Origin of the sequence: Haloplanus vescus (genome assembly GCF_900107665.1) — an archaeon.
Classification (GTDB): domain Archaea; phylum Halobacteriota; class Halobacteria; order Halobacteriales; family Haloferacaceae; genus Haloplanus; species Haloplanus vescus.
Map to the genome: position 1 here is coordinate 290,262 of NZ_FNQT01000002.1, position 14,530 is coordinate 304,791.

19 protein-coding genes are annotated in these 14,530 nt (G+C 68.8%); 8 read left to right on the forward strand and 11 right to left on the reverse strand.

The window, feature by feature from the left end; genetic code table 11:
• Entirely contained in the window at window positions 1-264 is a 264-nt protein-coding gene (locus BLU18_RS14880) for a hypothetical protein (RefSeq protein WP_176791219.1), read from the reverse strand.
• An 85-nt stretch (window positions 265-349) separates the two neighbouring features.
• On the opposite strand from BLU18_RS14880, the gene BLU18_RS09175 reads away from it, so the two are divergent.
• Together BLU18_RS09175 and BLU18_RS09180 are read left to right on the forward strand one after the other, a co-directional pair.
• Window positions 350-1,009: a hypothetical protein gene (locus tag BLU18_RS09175; protein WP_092634237.1), complete on the forward strand. Its 660-nt coding sequence runs from the start codon at window positions 350-352 to the stop codon at window positions 1,007-1,009.
• Entirely contained in the window at window positions 1,009-1,662 is a 654-nt protein-coding gene (locus BLU18_RS09180) for a DUF2238 domain-containing protein (RefSeq protein ID WP_092634239.1), read from the forward strand. The genes BLU18_RS09175 and BLU18_RS09180 overlap by 1 nt, the downstream gene beginning before the upstream one ends.
• Here the strand turns inward: BLU18_RS09180 and BLU18_RS09185 are convergent, their stop codons facing one another.
• Complete coding sequence (locus tag BLU18_RS09185) at window positions 1,663-2,193, reverse strand: DUF7344 domain-containing protein (RefSeq protein WP_092634241.1); 531 nt, start codon at window positions 2,191-2,193, stop codon at window positions 1,663-1,665.
• 253 nt (window positions 2,194-2,446) lie between these two features.
• On the opposite strand from BLU18_RS09185, the gene BLU18_RS09190 reads away from it, so the two are divergent.
• Together BLU18_RS09190 and BLU18_RS09195 are read left to right on the forward strand one after the other, a co-directional pair.
• Window positions 2,447-2,647, forward strand: a complete 201-nt coding sequence (locus tag BLU18_RS09190) for a dodecin (protein WP_092634243.1) — start codon at window positions 2,447-2,449, stop codon at window positions 2,645-2,647.
• Between the two features lie 56 nt (window positions 2,648-2,703).
• A complete protein-coding gene (locus BLU18_RS09195) occupies window positions 2,704-3,111 on the forward strand; it encodes a universal stress protein (RefSeq protein WP_092634245.1) in 408 nt (135 codons plus the stop codon).
• Between the two features lie 15 nt (window positions 3,112-3,126).
• On the opposite strand, the gene BLU18_RS09200 is transcribed toward BLU18_RS09195, so the two are convergent.
• The gene (locus BLU18_RS09200; protein WP_092634247.1) at window positions 3,127-4,149 is read right to left on the reverse strand and encodes a mechanosensitive ion channel family protein; all 1,023 of its coding nucleotides are present in this window, start codon (window positions 4,147-4,149) and stop codon (window positions 3,127-3,129) included.
• Between the two features lie 96 nt (window positions 4,150-4,245).
• Here BLU18_RS09200 and priS point away from each other — a divergent pair, with 96 nt between their 5' ends.
• From priS to BLU18_RS09215, 3 genes are read left to right on the forward strand one after another with little or no spacing between them, the layout of a single operon-like run.
• Window positions 4,246-5,406 (forward strand): DNA primase small subunit PriS, encoded by a 1,161-nt coding sequence (priS, locus tag BLU18_RS09205; protein WP_092634249.1) that lies wholly within the window; start codon window positions 4,246-4,248, stop codon window positions 5,404-5,406.
• Complete coding sequence (locus BLU18_RS09210) at window positions 5,403-6,341, forward strand: hypothetical protein (RefSeq protein WP_092634251.1); 939 nt, start codon at window positions 5,403-5,405, stop codon at window positions 6,339-6,341. The genes priS and BLU18_RS09210 overlap by 4 nt, the downstream gene beginning before the upstream one ends.
• Before the next feature lie 39 nt (window positions 6,342-6,380).
• Window positions 6,381-7,940 (forward strand): M61 metallopeptidase family protein, encoded by a 1,560-nt coding sequence (locus BLU18_RS09215; protein ID WP_092634253.1) that lies wholly within the window; start codon window positions 6,381-6,383, stop codon window positions 7,938-7,940.
• 4 nt (window positions 7,941-7,944) lie between these two features.
• Here the strand turns inward: BLU18_RS09215 and BLU18_RS09220 are convergent, their stop codons facing one another.
• Genes BLU18_RS09220 through BLU18_RS09230 form a run of 3 tightly spaced genes read right to left on the reverse strand, consistent with a single transcriptional unit; the run spans window position 7,945 to window position 10,039 of the window.
• The gene (locus BLU18_RS09220; RefSeq protein WP_092634255.1) at window positions 7,945-9,363 is read right to left on the reverse strand and encodes a class II fumarate hydratase; all 1,419 of its coding nucleotides are present in this window, start codon (window positions 9,361-9,363) and stop codon (window positions 7,945-7,947) included.
• 38 nt (window positions 9,364-9,401) lie between these two features.
• A complete protein-coding gene (locus BLU18_RS09225; RefSeq protein WP_092634257.1) occupies window positions 9,402-9,671 on the reverse strand; it encodes a BolA family protein in 270 nt (89 codons plus the stop codon).
• Between the two features lie 44 nt (window positions 9,672-9,715).
• Complete coding sequence (locus BLU18_RS09230) at window positions 9,716-10,039, reverse strand: ribbon-helix-helix protein (RefSeq protein WP_092634259.1); 324 nt, start codon at window positions 10,037-10,039, stop codon at window positions 9,716-9,718.
• Between the two features lie 89 nt (window positions 10,040-10,128).
• Here BLU18_RS09230 and BLU18_RS09235 point away from each other — a divergent pair, with 89 nt between their 5' ends.
• Entirely contained in the window at window positions 10,129-11,046 is a 918-nt protein-coding gene (locus BLU18_RS09235) for an HhH-GPD family protein (RefSeq protein WP_092634261.1), read from the forward strand.
• Between the two features lies 1 nt (window position 11,047).
• Here the strand turns inward: BLU18_RS09235 and cobT are convergent, their stop codons facing one another.
• From cobT to BLU18_RS09260, 5 genes are read right to left on the reverse strand one after another with little or no spacing between them, the layout of a single operon-like run.
• Window positions 11,048-12,085 (reverse strand): nicotinate mononucleotide-dependent phosphoribosyltransferase CobT, encoded by a 1,038-nt coding sequence (gene cobT, locus BLU18_RS09240; protein WP_092634263.1) that lies wholly within the window; start codon window positions 12,083-12,085, stop codon window positions 11,048-11,050.
• 2 nt (window positions 12,086-12,087) lie between these two features.
• Window positions 12,088-12,789, reverse strand: coding sequence for an energy-coupling factor ABC transporter ATP-binding protein (locus BLU18_RS09245; protein ID WP_092634265.1), 702 nt, complete (start codon window positions 12,787-12,789; stop codon window positions 12,088-12,090).
• Window positions 12,786-13,511 (reverse strand): cobalt ECF transporter T component CbiQ, encoded by a 726-nt coding sequence (gene cbiQ, locus BLU18_RS09250; RefSeq protein WP_092634267.1) that lies wholly within the window; start codon window positions 13,509-13,511, stop codon window positions 12,786-12,788. The genes BLU18_RS09245 and cbiQ overlap by 4 nt, the downstream gene beginning before the upstream one ends.
• The gene (locus BLU18_RS09255; protein ID WP_092634269.1) at window positions 13,495-13,758 is read right to left on the reverse strand and encodes an energy-coupling factor ABC transporter substrate-binding protein; all 264 of its coding nucleotides are present in this window, start codon (window positions 13,756-13,758) and stop codon (window positions 13,495-13,497) included. Before BLU18_RS09255 ends, cbiQ begins: the two co-directional genes overlap by 17 nt.
• A complete protein-coding gene (locus BLU18_RS09260) occupies window positions 13,755-14,417 on the reverse strand; it encodes an energy-coupling factor ABC transporter permease (protein WP_092634271.1) in 663 nt (220 codons plus the stop codon). The genes BLU18_RS09255 and BLU18_RS09260 overlap by 4 nt, the downstream gene beginning before the upstream one ends.
• Between the last annotated feature and the right edge of the window lie 113 nt (window positions 14,418-14,530).

Consider the following 14,530-nt stretch of genomic DNA (forward strand, 5'->3'; position numbering starts at 1 on the left):
TCAGGAGAGCTGCCGGGACCACCAGCGGAGCCAGTCCGCGAGCGGACCGCGAGTCCCCTCCACGTGGACGCTGACGGTCCCGTCGAGATGCCAGCGCGCGAACTCGTCGCCGGTATCCATCCGTAGCGGCACGTCTACGGTCACCTCTTCGAACGTGCATTCGAGCTCTTCATCGCGGTCGATGGCCGTGTCAAGGACCTCGTCGACGAGGTCAAGCCACGTCTGTTCCCCGTCGGTCACCCGGCCGGACGGATCGGTCGACATCGATTACTACCAGTGTCGACTCCGGCTTGTATCTTCGCCCCGTACCGCCGAAGCGCTTTCACCGCCCCGCGTCGAACGCCACCGCATGCCAATCACCGACCCCGAATCCGGGCTTCGACAGGTGCTCGAGCGTCGCCGGCTCAACGCGGCGCTCGCGTGGGTCTTCGTCGCCGTCCTCGTTCTCGTCGGCGGCGCCGCGGTCTGGAACGGGCGCGCGCTCTGGGCTGGCTTCACGCTCGCGCTCGTCGCCCTCGCACTTCTCCCCCCGCTTGCCTTCCGCCGCGCCGACGCGATGGTGCCGTGGGAGGTGCTGGCCCTCGCCTCCGTCCCAGCGCTGGGACGACTGCTCGTCGTCGGCCAGACCGTCGGCGGCGTGACGCTCACCGGCCGGGTCACCACGTACGTCGCCGTCGCCGCCGCGGCGCTCATTCTCGCGGTCGAACTCGACGTGTTCACGCCAGTCAGGATGAACCACTCCTTCGCGGTCCTGTTCGTCGTCATCGCCACCGTCGCCGCCGCCGGCGTGTGGGCCGAGGCGCGGTGGCTCTCCGACGTCTTCGCCGGGACACAGTTCCTGCTCGACGGTCGGCCGGAACACGACATCGAGACAGCGCTCATGTGGGACTTCGTCGCTGCGACTGTCGCGGGCGTCGTCGCCGGCGTCCTCTTCGAGTGGTACTTCCGGCGCTACGCAGACGTGGACGCGCGCGCTCCGGTGACGCCTGCACAGGGAGGTGAGCCCTGATGCGGATTCGCGACCGTCTCGGCTTCTCCACCCAGCAGCAGCGACAGGTCACCCGCGTGATGCAGGTGGCCCTCATCGGTCTCGTGGGCTTGGGCCTCGAACGCGGCAACGTCGGCATCGTCGTCAACGCGTCGGTCGGTCTCGTGGTGACGCAACTCCCGGCCGTGCTCGAACGCGACTACCAGATACCGATGGACCCAGCGCTGACGCTGTGGATAACCATCGCCGTCTTCTTCCACGCGCTCGGGACCGCCGGCCTTCCGGGGTCCAGCACCAACTTCTACCGGAGCATCTGGTGGTGGGACCACCTCACGCACACGCTGTCGTCCTCCATCGTCGCCGCCGCAGGCTACGCCACCGCCCGCGCCGTCGAACTTCACTCCGACGCCGTCTCGCTCCCCGGGCGATTCATGTTCGTGTTCATCCTCCTTCTCGTCCTCGCGTTCGGCGTCTTCTGGGAGGTCATCGAGTTCGCGGTGGCGGGGATTGCCTCGGCCACTGGGTCACAGAGCGTCCTCACGCAGTACGGACTCGGGGACACGATGCTCGACTTGCTGTTCGACACGCTCGGCGGCGTCGTCGTCGCGGTGTGGGGAACCGCTCACCTGACGGACCTCACGGGCGCGATAGCGGACCGGTTCGACCGGCAGTGATTACGCCCGCCGCTCGCTGACGGCGTGGGCGACGGAGACGAGCGCGAACACCGCCCACGCGACGACGGCGCACTCGACGCCCGATAGCGACGCGAACGGCGGGGCGCCGAGGGCGGCCAGTCCGAGCAGTACCACGAGGGCCGCGCCCGCGACGAGATACCACCGCCACCAGCGACGGGGCGCCCCCGACACGTCCACGTCGAGATACGGGAGGCAGGCCGCGGCGCCCGGACCGAGCTCTATTTCCCCGGCGCGACGGTCGTACGACACCACCTCTTGGTCGGCGAGTTTCGGCAGATGCATCTGGTAGAGCGCGGTCTGGACGCGCTTGCGCTGCTCGTAGGTCACTGCCGCCGGGTCGCAGTCGTTCTCGACGGCGGCGATGTACTCGCTCAGGTCGCGCAGGTCGGCCGGAGCGTCGTGGTCGCGAAGATACCGAATGACTTCGCGCCGTCGCTCGTTTCGAAGCAACGCGAACAGGTCGTTGCGGGCGAGCTCCGCCGACTCGTCGGGACTGCGTTCGGCCACCATCTCACCTCCGTCGTCGCGTGGCGGTGTCGGCGTGACGCTCCCCGGCCGCACCGCTCGGGCCGGTGTCGTGTCTCGTCACGTCGGCCCCCCGAACTGACCCGTCGACCGTTCCCCCCGAAGTCGCGAACACGATGCCAGGTCCATTGTGGATGGTTCTGTCAATAGCGGGTTATATGTTGGGGCTGTGGCTATCGATGCCCTCCGATTTAGGGCCGGGATTTTAATCTTCGCCCACTCGATAGGATGGTACGCCATGGTGTTCAAGAAAATCACACTGGTCGGGACGAGTCCGGACAGTTTCGATGCCGCCGTCGACGACGCCATCGACCGCGCGGACGAGACGCTTGACAACGTGAAGTGGGTCGAGGTGGACGAACTCGGCGTCGAGGTCGCGAGCGTGCCGTCGCGGGAGTACCAGGCCGAAGTCGAAGTCGCGTTCGAACTCGAAGGCTGACGCTCCCGGCGCCCGAATCGCATAGATTGAAACCGCCCGGTGCCGTCTCCGAAGGCATGACGCTGGTGGTCGTCCCCGTCCGCTATCCGCTCAGTCGGCACTCCCGGGCGACACTCGCCGAGGCGCTTCGCATCGCCGAGGACCGGGACGCCGACCTCACCATCCTCCACGTCGACCTCTATCAGGAGGGACGGGAAGTGACGCGGACGGAGCTCAAGCAGGCCGTCGAACACGAGTTCGGGGCGCTCGCCTGCGCCCGCTACGTCGTCCGCCGCGGCTTTCTCGTCGAGGAGACCATCCTCGACGAGGTGGCGGCGGAGGACGCCGACGTGGTCGTCATCGGCTCGAAGCAGGTCAGTCGATGGCGGCGTACCTTCAGTCGCCTCCTCGACGACCCCGACATCGACCGCTTCCTGCGCCAGAAACTCGACTGCGAAGTCATCACCGTCGACGCCGGCCGGTAGGGGACGGCGACCGAGTCACTCGCCGTCGCCGGCGTCCGACTCCAAGTCATCGCTCTCCATCGGCGTCGCTTCGGGGGCGTCGCTCGCCGTCTCGGCCTCCGGCGGCGGCAGGTCCGAGCCATCCTCCACGGCGACCCGCGCTCGACCGCTGTTCTCGTCGAACACGAGGTGCTGGTGCGGGTAGGCAATCTCCACGTCGGCCTCTTCCAGCCCCGCCCAGATGCGCTCGCGGACGACCGATTCGATTCGCGGAATCTTGTAGGGTGTCCGCACCCAGAACCGGAGCGAGAGGCGGACGCCGTTGTCGGCGTAGGCGTCGATGAGACAGGTGGGCTTTGCGGGGTAGCGCGCGCTCCCGATGCGGATGTCCGGGCCGCCCTCTATCACGCCCTCGACGTTGCGCGCGGCGCGTTCCATGAGTCGCCGCGCGTCGTCCAGACTCCCCTCGTAGGTGACGAGTAGCGGGATGGAGACGCGCGTGCGTTCGTCCTCCGCGGAGAAGTTGGTCACGTCTCGCTCGCGCATCGAGGAGTTCGGGACGACGAGAAAGGTGTTTTCGAGCGTGAATATCTTCGTGTAGCGAAGGGTGATGTCGTCGACGAAGCCGCGGCGGCCGTCCTCCAACTCTATCATGTCGCCTATCTCGTAGGGGTTGTCCGCGAGGACGAACACGCCGTTGATGATGCTCCCGACGATGGGCGCGAGGACGATACCGAGGACGGCAGAGAAGACGGTCACCGAGAGGACGATGTCGCCGATGCCGAGGCCGACGATGCTCCCGGCGGCGAGCGTCGCGACGACGACGGTCGACCCGCGGAGCAGTCCGAGGACGGTCTGGGCGACGCTCTGTCGGTGGAAGCGGCGCGCGACGGGCCGCCCGAGCAGGCGGACGAGGAACTTCGAGAGGACGACGCCCAGCGCAACGACCGCCAGCGCGGCGACGATTCGGACCGCGGTGAGCGTCCATAGCCACTCCAGCAACGGGCCGAGTTCTGCCGGTGCTCCCGTCCCCGTCTGTGCGACCGCCCCGCTGTTCATGCAGGTCACACTCCGGCACCGAAAAAAAGGGTTTCCACGCCGCGGTCGGCGGCGTTCGGAAGCTACTAAATCGTCCACGACGCAGGGCGTAGACGAATGGACCGACGGACACGCGAGTATCTCGCCGGCCGGTTCGGTGACTACTACCGGAGCGCCGACCCGACGCTCCCGCCCGACCCCGGCACCCGCGAGTGGGGCCACATCCCGTGGACGAGCGGCGAGTCCACGACGATGGTCCGCCACCAGTCTATCTACGACCTCGGCGACGTGAGCGACTTCCTCGCGCGCGAGGCGCCCCGCCACGTCTACTTCTCCGCCGCGCGATACGACGACCCCGGCGCCAAGACCATGGACGAGAAGGGGTGGCGCGGGGCCGACCTCGTGTTCGACCTCGACGCCGACCACCTCCCGAGTGTCGACCCCGAGGCCGCCACCTACGCCGAGATGCTCGCGGCGTGTCAGGACGCCCTCCTGCGACTGCTCGACATCCTCGAAACCGACTTCGACTTCGACGACCTGACCGTCGTCTTCTCCGGCGGCCGCGGCTATCACGTCCACGTCCGCGACGACGAGTTGGCGCCCCTCGACTCGGAGGCGCGCCGCGAAATCGTCGACTACGTCCGCGCGGTCGACCTCGATATGGAGGGGCTGATTCGCACGCGGGCCGTCGGCGGGACGACCCGGCGCGAACTCCGCACCCGCGGCGGGTGGGGCAAGCGCACCCACGAACGCCTGCTGGATTTCGTCGCGGAGCTCCGCGAGCTGGACGAGGACGACGCGACGGCGCGGCTCATGGAGTTCGGCGGCATCGGCGAGGGATACGCGGGCACGCTGCTCGACGCCTTCATCGACAATCCGAACGCCGTCGAACGCGGCAACGTCGAAGCCGGTGGGCCGGGCGCACGAATACTGGTCGAGGCGCTCGCCGAGGAGACGGTGGCCGAGGAGACGGCGCCCATCGACGAACCGGTGACGACCGACACCCATCGACTTATCCGGCTCCCGGGGACGCTCCACGGCGGAAGCGGGCTGGTCGTCCGCCGTCTCGACCGGGACGAGGTCGCCGATTTCGACCCGCTCGTCGACGCCGTCCCCGAGCGATTCACCGACCACACTGTCCGGGTTGAGGTGACGGAACCAGGCACCGTCGAACTCGCTGGCGACAGCTTTACACTGGACGCTGGTGAGTGTTCGATACCGGAGTGCGTCGGCGTGTTCCTGATGACGCGCAACCGAGCCCGGAAGGTCCAAGAATGAACGTGGAGGAACTGCGCACCGTCCAGCGCACCGAACGGCAGAAAGACAGCCTCCAGCACCTGCGGGACTCGTTCTATCGCGACGTTGCGGAGTACATCGCCGAACGCAAGGACGAACGCGAACGCATCGCCGAACAGGCGGACGACCCCTTCTCCTCGCCGGAAGTGAGCCGCCTCTCGGACGAAATCGAGACGGCCGAGGAAGTCGTCGAGAGCATCTACGAGCGCCGCATCGGCAAAATCGTCAAGCGCGCCACCTTCGCCGCGGCGGGCATGGCCACAGAGGATGAGGGGCTCACCCACGAGGAGCGCGACCTGTTCGAGGACTTGGTCGCGCGCATCAAGGACAACCGCGAGACGGTGCTCGACGCCCTCGACGGCGGCGCGGCGAACATGGGCGCGGACGACTCGGACGAGGTGGCCACGGAGCCGACCCCCGACCCCGAACCGGCGGCCACGCCTGACGACCCCACCGGGCCAGCGCCCGACCCCGACGACATCTTGGCGGAGGCGATGGGCGGCGGGGACGGCGGGGAGTCGGACGCCCAGACGGCAGACGCTCAGTCGGCGGACGCCACGTCCACCACCGCGACCGACACCACGCCGGCCAGCGAAACTGACGCGCCGTCGTCGGACACCACGTCGACCACCCCGACCGACGCTCCCGTTCCCGAGGCGTCGGCGGCGCCGGCCGAGTCGCCGGACGCCCCGACCCCCGACGGCCCGACGCCCGACGGCGGGAGCGCCGTCGCCTCGCCCTCGCCGTCGGACGACACCGAGCGCACGACGCTGCGCATCACGCGCGACGTGGGCGAGATATTCGGCGTCGACGAACGGGAGTACGACCTCGCCAACGAGGACGTGGTGACGCTCCCGACGCCGAACGCCGAACCACTCTTGGAACGCGACGCCGCCGAGCGACTCGACGCCGAGTGAGGGCCACAGATACTTTGTGCACCGCTCCCAAGGCGGGCTATGACTTCCCGTCGGAGTCGCGCGCTGGGGGCGTTGGTCGTCGGATTACTGCTCGTCGCCAGCGTCGCGCCCGCCGTCGCGACGGCCGAGACTGACGCGACCGACCCGTGGACCACCGTCGCCAACCACGGCGGCGAGGCGACGCCGACACCGAGCGAGCAGGCCGTCCTCCACCAGCGCGGCATCGTCTCGCGCAACGACGAACCCGGGAGCGTGACGCTCACCTTCGAGTACGACGTTCCGTCGTCGGTCTCGGGGCTTCGCGTCGCCGTCCCGGTGCTCTCGCTCGACGGCATCACCGTCGAGGGGATGGAGGGCTTCGAGCGGACCGAGCGCGGCCGCTTCCTCTGGGACACCGAGACGGAGTCGCCGACCATTTCGATTCGGATGGCGGTCGGTGACTCGATGGCCAGCGGCGTCCGCGGGATGGAGCGCGACGACTGGGCCTTCGTCTCCGAACCGAACACGCGGGTGCAGGTGCGGACCGACGCCCGCCCGCTCCAGACGTCGTCGCTCACGGTCGCCGAGGGCGAGGAGGGCTTCGCCCGGAGTCACCTCGCCTACGTCGGCCCGCACGAGCGACGGAACGTCACCGTCGCCGACGAGCGAGCGACGTTCATTCTCGGTGACCAGGACGCCGACCCGCAGCGAGCCATCGAGTTCCTGCGGACCGCGAACGAGCACTTCGACCTCGGGGTGCAACGCGACTCCATCACCGTGTTCGTCCTCCCGTTGAGCGGGTTGGAGGAGGCGCCCGTTCAGGCCGCCACCGTCGACACCGCGTTCTGGGTCGGGAGCGCGGGCGTCCGCCTCGATTCGACGGGCTCGGTGTTCGCACACGAGTACGTCCACACGCGACTGAGCACCGCCGGTCGCTCCGACGCGGCGTGGCTGACCGAGGCCGTCGCGGAGTATTACGGCCGCGTGTTCGCCTTCAACGACGGCGTCGGTGACTACGACTCGTTCCTTGAGGGCCTCCGCGCACAGCAGTACGCCCCCGACCGGCGCTCGGTCGTGCTCACCGACGGCGAGACGTGGCAGGGGACGACCGCTCACTACGAGAAGGGCGCGCACGTCCTCGCCGCGCTCGACGCCGAAATCCAGCGGCGCACCGACGGCGAGAAGTCGCTGCGCGACGTGTTCGCGGGACGGTCGGAGCCGTTCCAGGACTACCAGACCTTCCGCGCGGCGGTCATCGAAGTCACCGGCGAGGAGTCGATAGGCACGTGGCTGGACCGGTACGCGACGACCGACGCCCTGCCGCCGTTGCCGACCGACCCTCAGTATTACGTCGCCGAACCGTCGCTCGACCCCGACGGCGACGGGATGGCGAGCGGCGCCGAACTCGACGCCGGACGACACCCGTTCGTCGAGGGGGCCGCAGAGGAGCGACTCGCCGCGGAGCGAACGACGGCGGCCGACGGAACTGACACGCCCGAATCGACTGAGATGGCTACTGAGACGCCGGAAACGGGAACCAGCGGGTCGGCGCCCGGATTCGGTGCCGTCGCCCTCCTCGCGGCACTCGCGGCGCTCTGGGTCGGGGTGGGGCGGCGATAGCGTCTCAGTCGTCGTCCGCGCTCAGAATCCCGCGGTGGGTCATCCGCTCTGGGTCGAGGACGTCGTCGGCCTCGGATTCGGTCAGGTACCCCTTCTCGACGGCCACCTCGCGGACGGTCTTGCCGGTCTTCAGCGCCGCCTTGGCGACTTCGGAGGCCTTGTCGTAGCCGATGGCGGGGTTGAGCGCTGTCGCGAGCGCCATCGAGCGCTCGACGGCGTCGGCACAGTGTGCCTCGTTGGCCTCCAACTTCGCCACGAACTTCTCGGCGAACGTCTCCGAGGCGTTGGCGAGGAGGTCGGCCGACTGGAGGAAGTTGTGGGCGACGACGGGCTTGTAGAGATTGAGGTCGAGTTGCCCGCCTGCGGCGCCCGCGGAGACGGCAGCGTCGTTGCCGACGACCTGCGTGTGGACCTGATTCACCGCCTCGGCGACGACGGGGTTGATTTTCCCGGGCATAATCGACGACCCCGGCTGGTTCTCGGGTTGCTCGATTTCGCCCAACCCGTTTCGCGGTCCCGAGGCGAGCAAGCGGAGGTCGTTCGCAATCTTGTTCAGCGACCCCGCGACGGTCCGGAGGGCGCCGTGGGCCTCGCTCATGGCGTCGTGGGCCGCCTGTGCCTCGAAGTGGTCGTCGGCCTCGCGGAACGGGAGGCCAGTCTCGTCGGCGATGTACTCCGCGGCGCGTTCGGGGAACTCGGGGTGGGTGTTCAGTCCCGTCCCTGTCGCCGTCCCTCCGAGGGCGAGTTCGGCGAGGCGGGGGGCGACCGACTCACAGCGCTCGATGCCCTTCTCTACCTGCGTGCGGTAGCCGCCGAACTCCTGATCGAGACGGACGGGCGTGGCGTCTTGGAGGTGGGTGCGCCCCGTCTTGACGACGCCGTCGAACGCCGCCGCCTTCGCGTCGAGTTCGTCGGCGAGGGTTTCGAGGGCGGGCACGAGGTCGTACTCCACCGCCTCCAGCGACGCGACGTGCATCGCCGTGGGGATGACGTCGTTCGAGGACTGCCCGAAGTTGACGTGGTCGTTGGGATGGACCACCCGGTCGCCCACCTCGCTACCCATCAGTTCCGCCGCGCGGTTGGCGATGACCTCGTTGGCGTTCATGTTCGAGGAGGTGCCCGACCCCGTCTGGAAGATGTCGACTGGGAACTGGTCGTCGTGGTCGCCCGCGATGACCTCGTCCGCCGCGTCGACGATGGCGTCCGCCACGTCCTCGTCGACGAGGTCGAGGTCGCGGTTGGCGCGCGCCGCCGACTTCTTGACGATGCCGAGGGCGCGGACGAACCGCCGTCCGAACGTCGCGTCGCTAATCGGGAAGTTCTCGACTGCGCGCTGGGTCTGGGCGCCCCAGTAGGCGTCGGCGGGCACCGCTATCTCACCGAGACTGTCTCGCTCGACGCGGAAGTCGGAGTCGTCGCTCATGCGCGAGCGAACGACAGCCGCGTCGTAAAAACTACCGCTTACGCGTCCGGGCCGTGCTTCTCGTACGCCTCCGGCGTGTAGGTCTGCATCTCCATCGCGTGGATGTCAGTCGTCATGTGACCCTCCAGCGCGTCGTAGACGAGTTCGTGTTGGTCGACCAGCGAGAGTCCCTCGAACGCCGGCGAGACGACGACGGCGGCGAAGTGGGCGTCCTCGTGGTCCTCGTCCGGGACGCGCGGCTTGGTGACCGTCGCCTCGGCGTCTTCGATTCCGTCTTCGATCAGTCGCTCGACTTCCGCGGTGTCCATACCCAATCCGGGCGGGCACGGCACAAAAACCGTCCGCTACCCTGCTACATCTGGTAGCGGCGTTCGTCGTCGCGCTGGGGGTACTGGTCCGCCCCCGTCATCTCCTCGTAGGTCATCCCCGAGAGATACTCGTCGTAGGTCACGTCGTACCCCTGCCGGAGGTGGAAATCCAGGTCGCCGGTGTCGACGGTTGACCGGTAGAGGGCGTGGACCGCCCGCCGGACGAGTTCCGACTCGTCGTCCGTGTCGAACGCCGCCGACAGCATCGCGAGTTCGTTTCGCGTCTCGCGGTCCAGGTCCACGAGCAACTCGTCGCCCAGGGCGCTGTACGCATCTTTCACGTCCGCATTCAGGTCGTCGAGACTCATGGCCGGGCAAACGCTCGGCCGCCGAAAACCCCTTTCGACTCCGCGGTCGAACCCCACGCCTTAATCCGTCTCGACCGTACCGATGGTCGATGACCGAGATTGAGGGCGCCCTCGACGGCGACACCGACGCCGTCCGCGCGGCGCTCGTCGAGTGGTACGAGGACGACCACCGCGACTACCCGTGGCGCCGGACCGACGACGCCTACGAGATTCTCGTCTCGGAGGTGATGAGCCAGCAGACGCAACTTGACCGCGTTGTCGAGGCGTGGGACGCCTTCCTCGACCGCTGGCCAACCGTCGACGCCCTCGCCGACGCCGACCGGAGCGAGGTGGTCGCCTTCTGGTCCGACCAGCGACTCGGCTACAACAACCGCGCGCGCTACCTCCACGAGGCCGCCGGACAGGTCGTCGACGACTTCGGCGGCGAGTTCCCGCAGACGCCCGCCGAACTCTCGGAGCTGATGGGCGTCGGTCCCTACACCGCCAACGCCGTCGCGAGCTTCGCCTTCAACAACGGCGACGCCGTCGTCGACACCAACGTCAAGCGCGTCCTCCACCGCGCCTTCGACGTGCCCGACGACGACGCCGCCTTCGAACGCGTCGCGAGCGACCTCATGCCACCCGGCGAGTCCCGCGTCTGGAACAACGCCATCATGGAACTCGGCGGCGTCGCCTGTCAGAAGAACCCGCGCTGTGACGAGGCCGGGTGTCCGTGGCGCGAGTGGTGCGACGCCTACCAGACCGGCGATTTCACCGCGCCCGACGTGCCGACACAGCCGAGCTTCGAGGGGAGTCGCCGGCAGTTTCGGGGGCGTATTATCCGCCTCCTCGGCGAACACGAGGAGATGGAACTGGATGCGCTCGGCCACCGCATCCGCGTCGACTACGCACCCGACGGCGACTACGGCCGTGAGTGGCTTTGTGGCCTCCTCGATGACTTGGAGGCGGACGGACTGGTCGCCACCGACGACCGAGACGGAGAGCCAGTCGCGCGCCTCGAACGGTAGGTCAGTCGACGCGCTCGCCGTCCACCGCCGGATGCGTCTCCGGAGCGTTCGCCAGCAACCGGTCGTAGACGTCGCGGACGCGGTCACGCAGGGCGGCCACGTCCGCCGCCGTCTCGCTGCCCGCGACGAGTGCCAGCGCCCCGCCCATCCCCACGCCCTCCTTCGCTTCGCCGCGGACGTAGGCGTTCGTCGCGGGATGGTCGACGCCCTCGAATCCGGGCGCTGTCACACGGAGGTCCACGTCCAGCGCGTCCGCGAGGCTACGAACGTCGGCGGCGTCGTCGGCGGCGATGAACGACGTCGTCGCCTGCGTCAGGGAGTCGGTCAGGCCGAAGTGACGAACGAGCGCCGCGACGGCGCTCATCTGAGTACCGCCCCCGAGCGTGACCGCCGTACCGGACTCCAGTGCGCCGACGGCCAGTCCGGACACCGCCGCGAGGACGGGGTCGCCGACGGCGCGCACGGCGTCGAGCGGAGCGCCCGCGGCCGCGCCGGGCGAGAGGTCGCTGGCTTCGAGGGCCTCGCCCACGACGCGGCGCTTGAGCGTCGTGGGGTTCTCCGGGAGCGACGACGAGACACCAGTTTCCTCGCCGAGCGCCGTCAGGACGCCCTTTGCCGTCGTCGTCCCGCCGGGAATTGTCTCGGCGAGGACGAGTTCGTCGTCGGGGAGCGAGGCGCCGAACGCGCGGGCAGCGTCGAACGTCGCCTCGGCGTCGGGCACCGCCTCCGGCGTTCGGATGTCGGCGCCCGGGGCGCCGGGGAGCGTGACCGTCGGCGCCGTCGTGTCGCTCGCCGTCCCGGCGTCGACGACGACGCTCTCGAACCCGAGGAGTTCGCGCGCGGCGCGGGTCACGACTGCCGGCGTCGGGCATCCGGAAGGACTCACGGGGACGACCGGCGCGTTGGTCGGCCGGCCGTAGGCGAGGATTTCGGCGTCGGCGCTGGGTGTGTGCGCCATCAGTTCGGGCGTCGCGCCCGCGGCGCTGATGCCGTCGATGCGTGCCGTTTCGGTGGTGCCGATGGTGAGAACGAATTTCATAGTTAGACGCCGAACCGCCGGAGTCCGTATCGCTCCGCGTCGATGCCCTCCAGCGTCGCTCCGCGATACGCGATTTCGCCGTCGTCGAGGACGGTGAACGCGTCGCCGACGGCCGAGGCGAAGCCCGGGTAATGCGTCGAGACGACGAACGTGATGCCCTCGTCGGTCAGGCCGCGAATCAGGTCGACGAGCGCGCGCGTCCCCTCGCCGTCGAGGCCGGCCGTCGGTTCGTCGAGGACGACGTAATCGGGGTTCATCGCGAGGACGCCCGCGAGCGCGACCCGTTTTCGCTCGCCGTTGCTCAGGCGGCTACAGAGCCTGTCCTCGTACCCCGCCAGTCCGACCCGTTCGAGGGTTCGACTCACCGATTCTGCCTCGCCGCCCTCCATGTTGTGCGGGCCGAAGGCAACGTCCTGTTCGACGGTCGGCGCGACGAGTTGGTCCTCCGGTTGCTGGAAGACGAACCCGACACGACGGCGGACGGCTTTCAGCGAGTCGCTGTCGTATTCGAGGCGCTCACCGCCGATTTCGACGTGGCCGCGGTCGGGTTCCAGCAGGCCATTGAACTGCTTGAGCAGGCTCGACTTCCCGGCGCCGTTGCGGCCGAGGAGCACGGTCACCGCCGCCGACTGCGCGGTGAAGTCCACGCCGCGGAGCACGGACTGGTCGCCGTAGCCGAAGTGGAGGTCGACGGTCTCTATCACACCACCCACCTCGCGGCGACCAGCACGGAAAGGGCGACGCCGGCGACGGCGTAGCCGCCGCTCTCGTAGTCGGGGACGGGCATCCGGCCCGCGTAGTTTCGGGCGTTCATCGCCGTCTCGAAGGCCTCCGCCCTGTCGACCGAACTCACGAGCAGCGAGGCAGCGACGAGTTTCGTCGTCCGAAAGAGGTTACGCCGGGAGTCGAAGCCACCGCGCAGTCGCGCCGCGGTGTGGCGGCGAGTCGCTTGCCCGACGAGCACTTGGATGCCGCGATAGACCAAGAGGAGGAGTTCCACAACGGGGTCCGGGAGGTGAAGGTCGTCGAGGGCGGCGACGAGCTGCGGGACCGTCGTCGTCAGCGCCAGAAAGGACAGTACGGAGAGCGAGGCCATCGCTCGCAGTCCCGTCGTCGCCGCGAGGTCGAGGCCGCGGTCGGAGAGAGCGAGAATCCAGAGTTCGACCACCGGGTCGCCGGGCGTGACGAGGGCGACGAGGAGGAGACTCGGGACCAGAAAGGAGAGCGGGTAGCCGAGGAAGGCGACGTACGCGCGCCCGACGGCGTGTACCGACAGGAGGGCGAAGGTCGCGAAGGCGGCGACGTACACCGCCGTCCGGGTCGTCGTCGCGGTGAGCACCAGGGCGGCGAGGACGACGTAGACCCGGAGGGGCCCCTCGACGGCGGGCGTCGCGTCCACCTGCACGTCCTCAAGCGTCCGATGCATCGCTCGTTCGGAGGCGGTCGAGATAGTAGCTGAGCGCCGTCGCCCCGACACCCCCTTGCAGGGCGAACAGGGCGCTTTCGCCGGTCGTCCCCGGCGACCACACCGGCGACACCCACTGCTCGTAGCCCGGTGCTTGCTCGGTGGCGAGGGCGACGGCTTGCTGGTCCGTTCCGGTCCCGCCGCCGACGGTCGTCACGACGAGGATGCCGAGGGCGACGACGACGCCGACGAGCAGAAATCGCTTCACGACGGGACCCCCAGTCGGCGGTCGCTGATGGTGTCGATGCGGAGGAGGTAGCCCACCATCGCCGCGGCGAGGAAGCCTTCGAGAATCCCAATTGGGAGCTGCGTGAGCGCGAAGACGGCGGCGAAATCGAGCGTCGAAGCGAGGGCGCCGCTCACGCCCTCGCCCGCGGGGAAGGCCGCGCCGAGTTGGACGGATGTCGTCAGATACGTCGCCCAGTCGGTGACGACGGCGGCGACGAACGTCGACTGCTGGAGCGTGAGCCGTGACCGAACGAGTCGGTACGCCATCCACCCGACGAACGGGCCGACGACCCCCATCGATGTGACGTTCGCGCCGAGGGTCGTCAGCCCCCCGTGCGCGAGGAGGACGGACTGATACAGGAGGACGATGGTGGAGACGAAGGCGGTAATCGCCGGGCCAAAGAGGACGACCAGGACGCCGGTGCCGGTCGGGTGCGACGAGCTCCCGGCGACGGAGGGGAGTTTGAGCGCCGAGAGGACGAAGACGAACGCCGCGGCGACGGCGACGAGCGCCTTCGTCCGGGTGTCCGTCCGAATCGTCGACAGCGTCCGGCGCGCGCCGTACGCGACGAACGGGAGGGCGACGACCGTCCAGAGAATCGCCCAGACTGGCGGCAGGAACCCTTCCATGATGTGCAAGTCGAAATCACTCCGTGTGAGAGCCGATTACCTCGCCCATCAAAACAATACCGCTTGCGATAATGCAAGCGCACTTTGACTCTCGGCGCGCTGACACCCCTGTCCGAACACAA

What these genes read in the sequence shown, in the direction of transcription:
- BLU18_RS14880 (WP_176791219.1), bottom strand. Translation starts at nt 264, where the DNA reads ATGTCGACCGATCCGTCCGGCCGGGTGACCGACGGGGAACAGACGTGG.
- BLU18_RS09175 (WP_092634237.1), top strand. Translation starts at nt 350, where the DNA reads ATGCCAATCACCGACCCCGAATCCGGGCTTCGACAGGTGCTCGAGCGT.
- BLU18_RS09180 (WP_092634239.1), top strand. Translation starts at nt 1,009, where the DNA reads ATGCGGATTCGCGACCGTCTCGGCTTCTCCACCCAGCAGCAGCGACAG.
- BLU18_RS09185 (WP_092634241.1), bottom strand. Translation starts at nt 2,193, where the DNA reads ATGGTGGCCGAACGCAGTCCCGACGAGTCGGCGGAGCTCGCCCGCAAC.
- BLU18_RS09190 (WP_092634243.1), top strand. Translation starts at nt 2,447, where the DNA reads ATGGTGTTCAAGAAAATCACACTGGTCGGGACGAGTCCGGACAGTTTC.
- BLU18_RS09195 (WP_092634245.1), top strand. Translation starts at nt 2,704, where the DNA reads ATGACGCTGGTGGTCGTCCCCGTCCGCTATCCGCTCAGTCGGCACTCC.
- BLU18_RS09200 (WP_092634247.1), bottom strand. Translation starts at nt 4,149, where the DNA reads ATGAACAGCGGGGCGGTCGCACAGACGGGGACGGGAGCACCGGCAGAA.
- priS (WP_092634249.1), top strand. Translation starts at nt 4,246, where the DNA reads ATGGACCGACGGACACGCGAGTATCTCGCCGGCCGGTTCGGTGACTAC.
- BLU18_RS09210 (WP_092634251.1), top strand. Translation starts at nt 5,403, where the DNA reads ATGAACGTGGAGGAACTGCGCACCGTCCAGCGCACCGAACGGCAGAAA.
- BLU18_RS09215 (WP_092634253.1), top strand. Translation starts at nt 6,381, where the DNA reads ATGACTTCCCGTCGGAGTCGCGCGCTGGGGGCGTTGGTCGTCGGATTA.
- BLU18_RS09220 (WP_092634255.1), bottom strand. Translation starts at nt 9,363, where the DNA reads ATGAGCGACGACTCCGACTTCCGCGTCGAGCGAGACAGTCTCGGTGAG.
- BLU18_RS09225 (WP_092634257.1), bottom strand. Translation starts at nt 9,671, where the DNA reads ATGGACACCGCGGAAGTCGAGCGACTGATCGAAGACGGAATCGAAGAC.
- BLU18_RS09230 (WP_092634259.1), bottom strand. Translation starts at nt 10,039, where the DNA reads ATGAGTCTCGACGACCTGAATGCGGACGTGAAAGATGCGTACAGCGCC.
- BLU18_RS09235 (WP_092634261.1), top strand. Translation starts at nt 10,129, where the DNA reads ATGACCGAGATTGAGGGCGCCCTCGACGGCGACACCGACGCCGTCCGC.
- cobT (WP_092634263.1), bottom strand. Translation starts at nt 12,085, where the DNA reads ATGAAATTCGTTCTCACCATCGGCACCACCGAAACGGCACGCATCGAC.
- cbiQ (WP_092634267.1), bottom strand. Translation starts at nt 13,511, where the DNA reads ATGCATCGGACGCTTGAGGACGTGCAGGTGGACGCGACGCCCGCCGTC.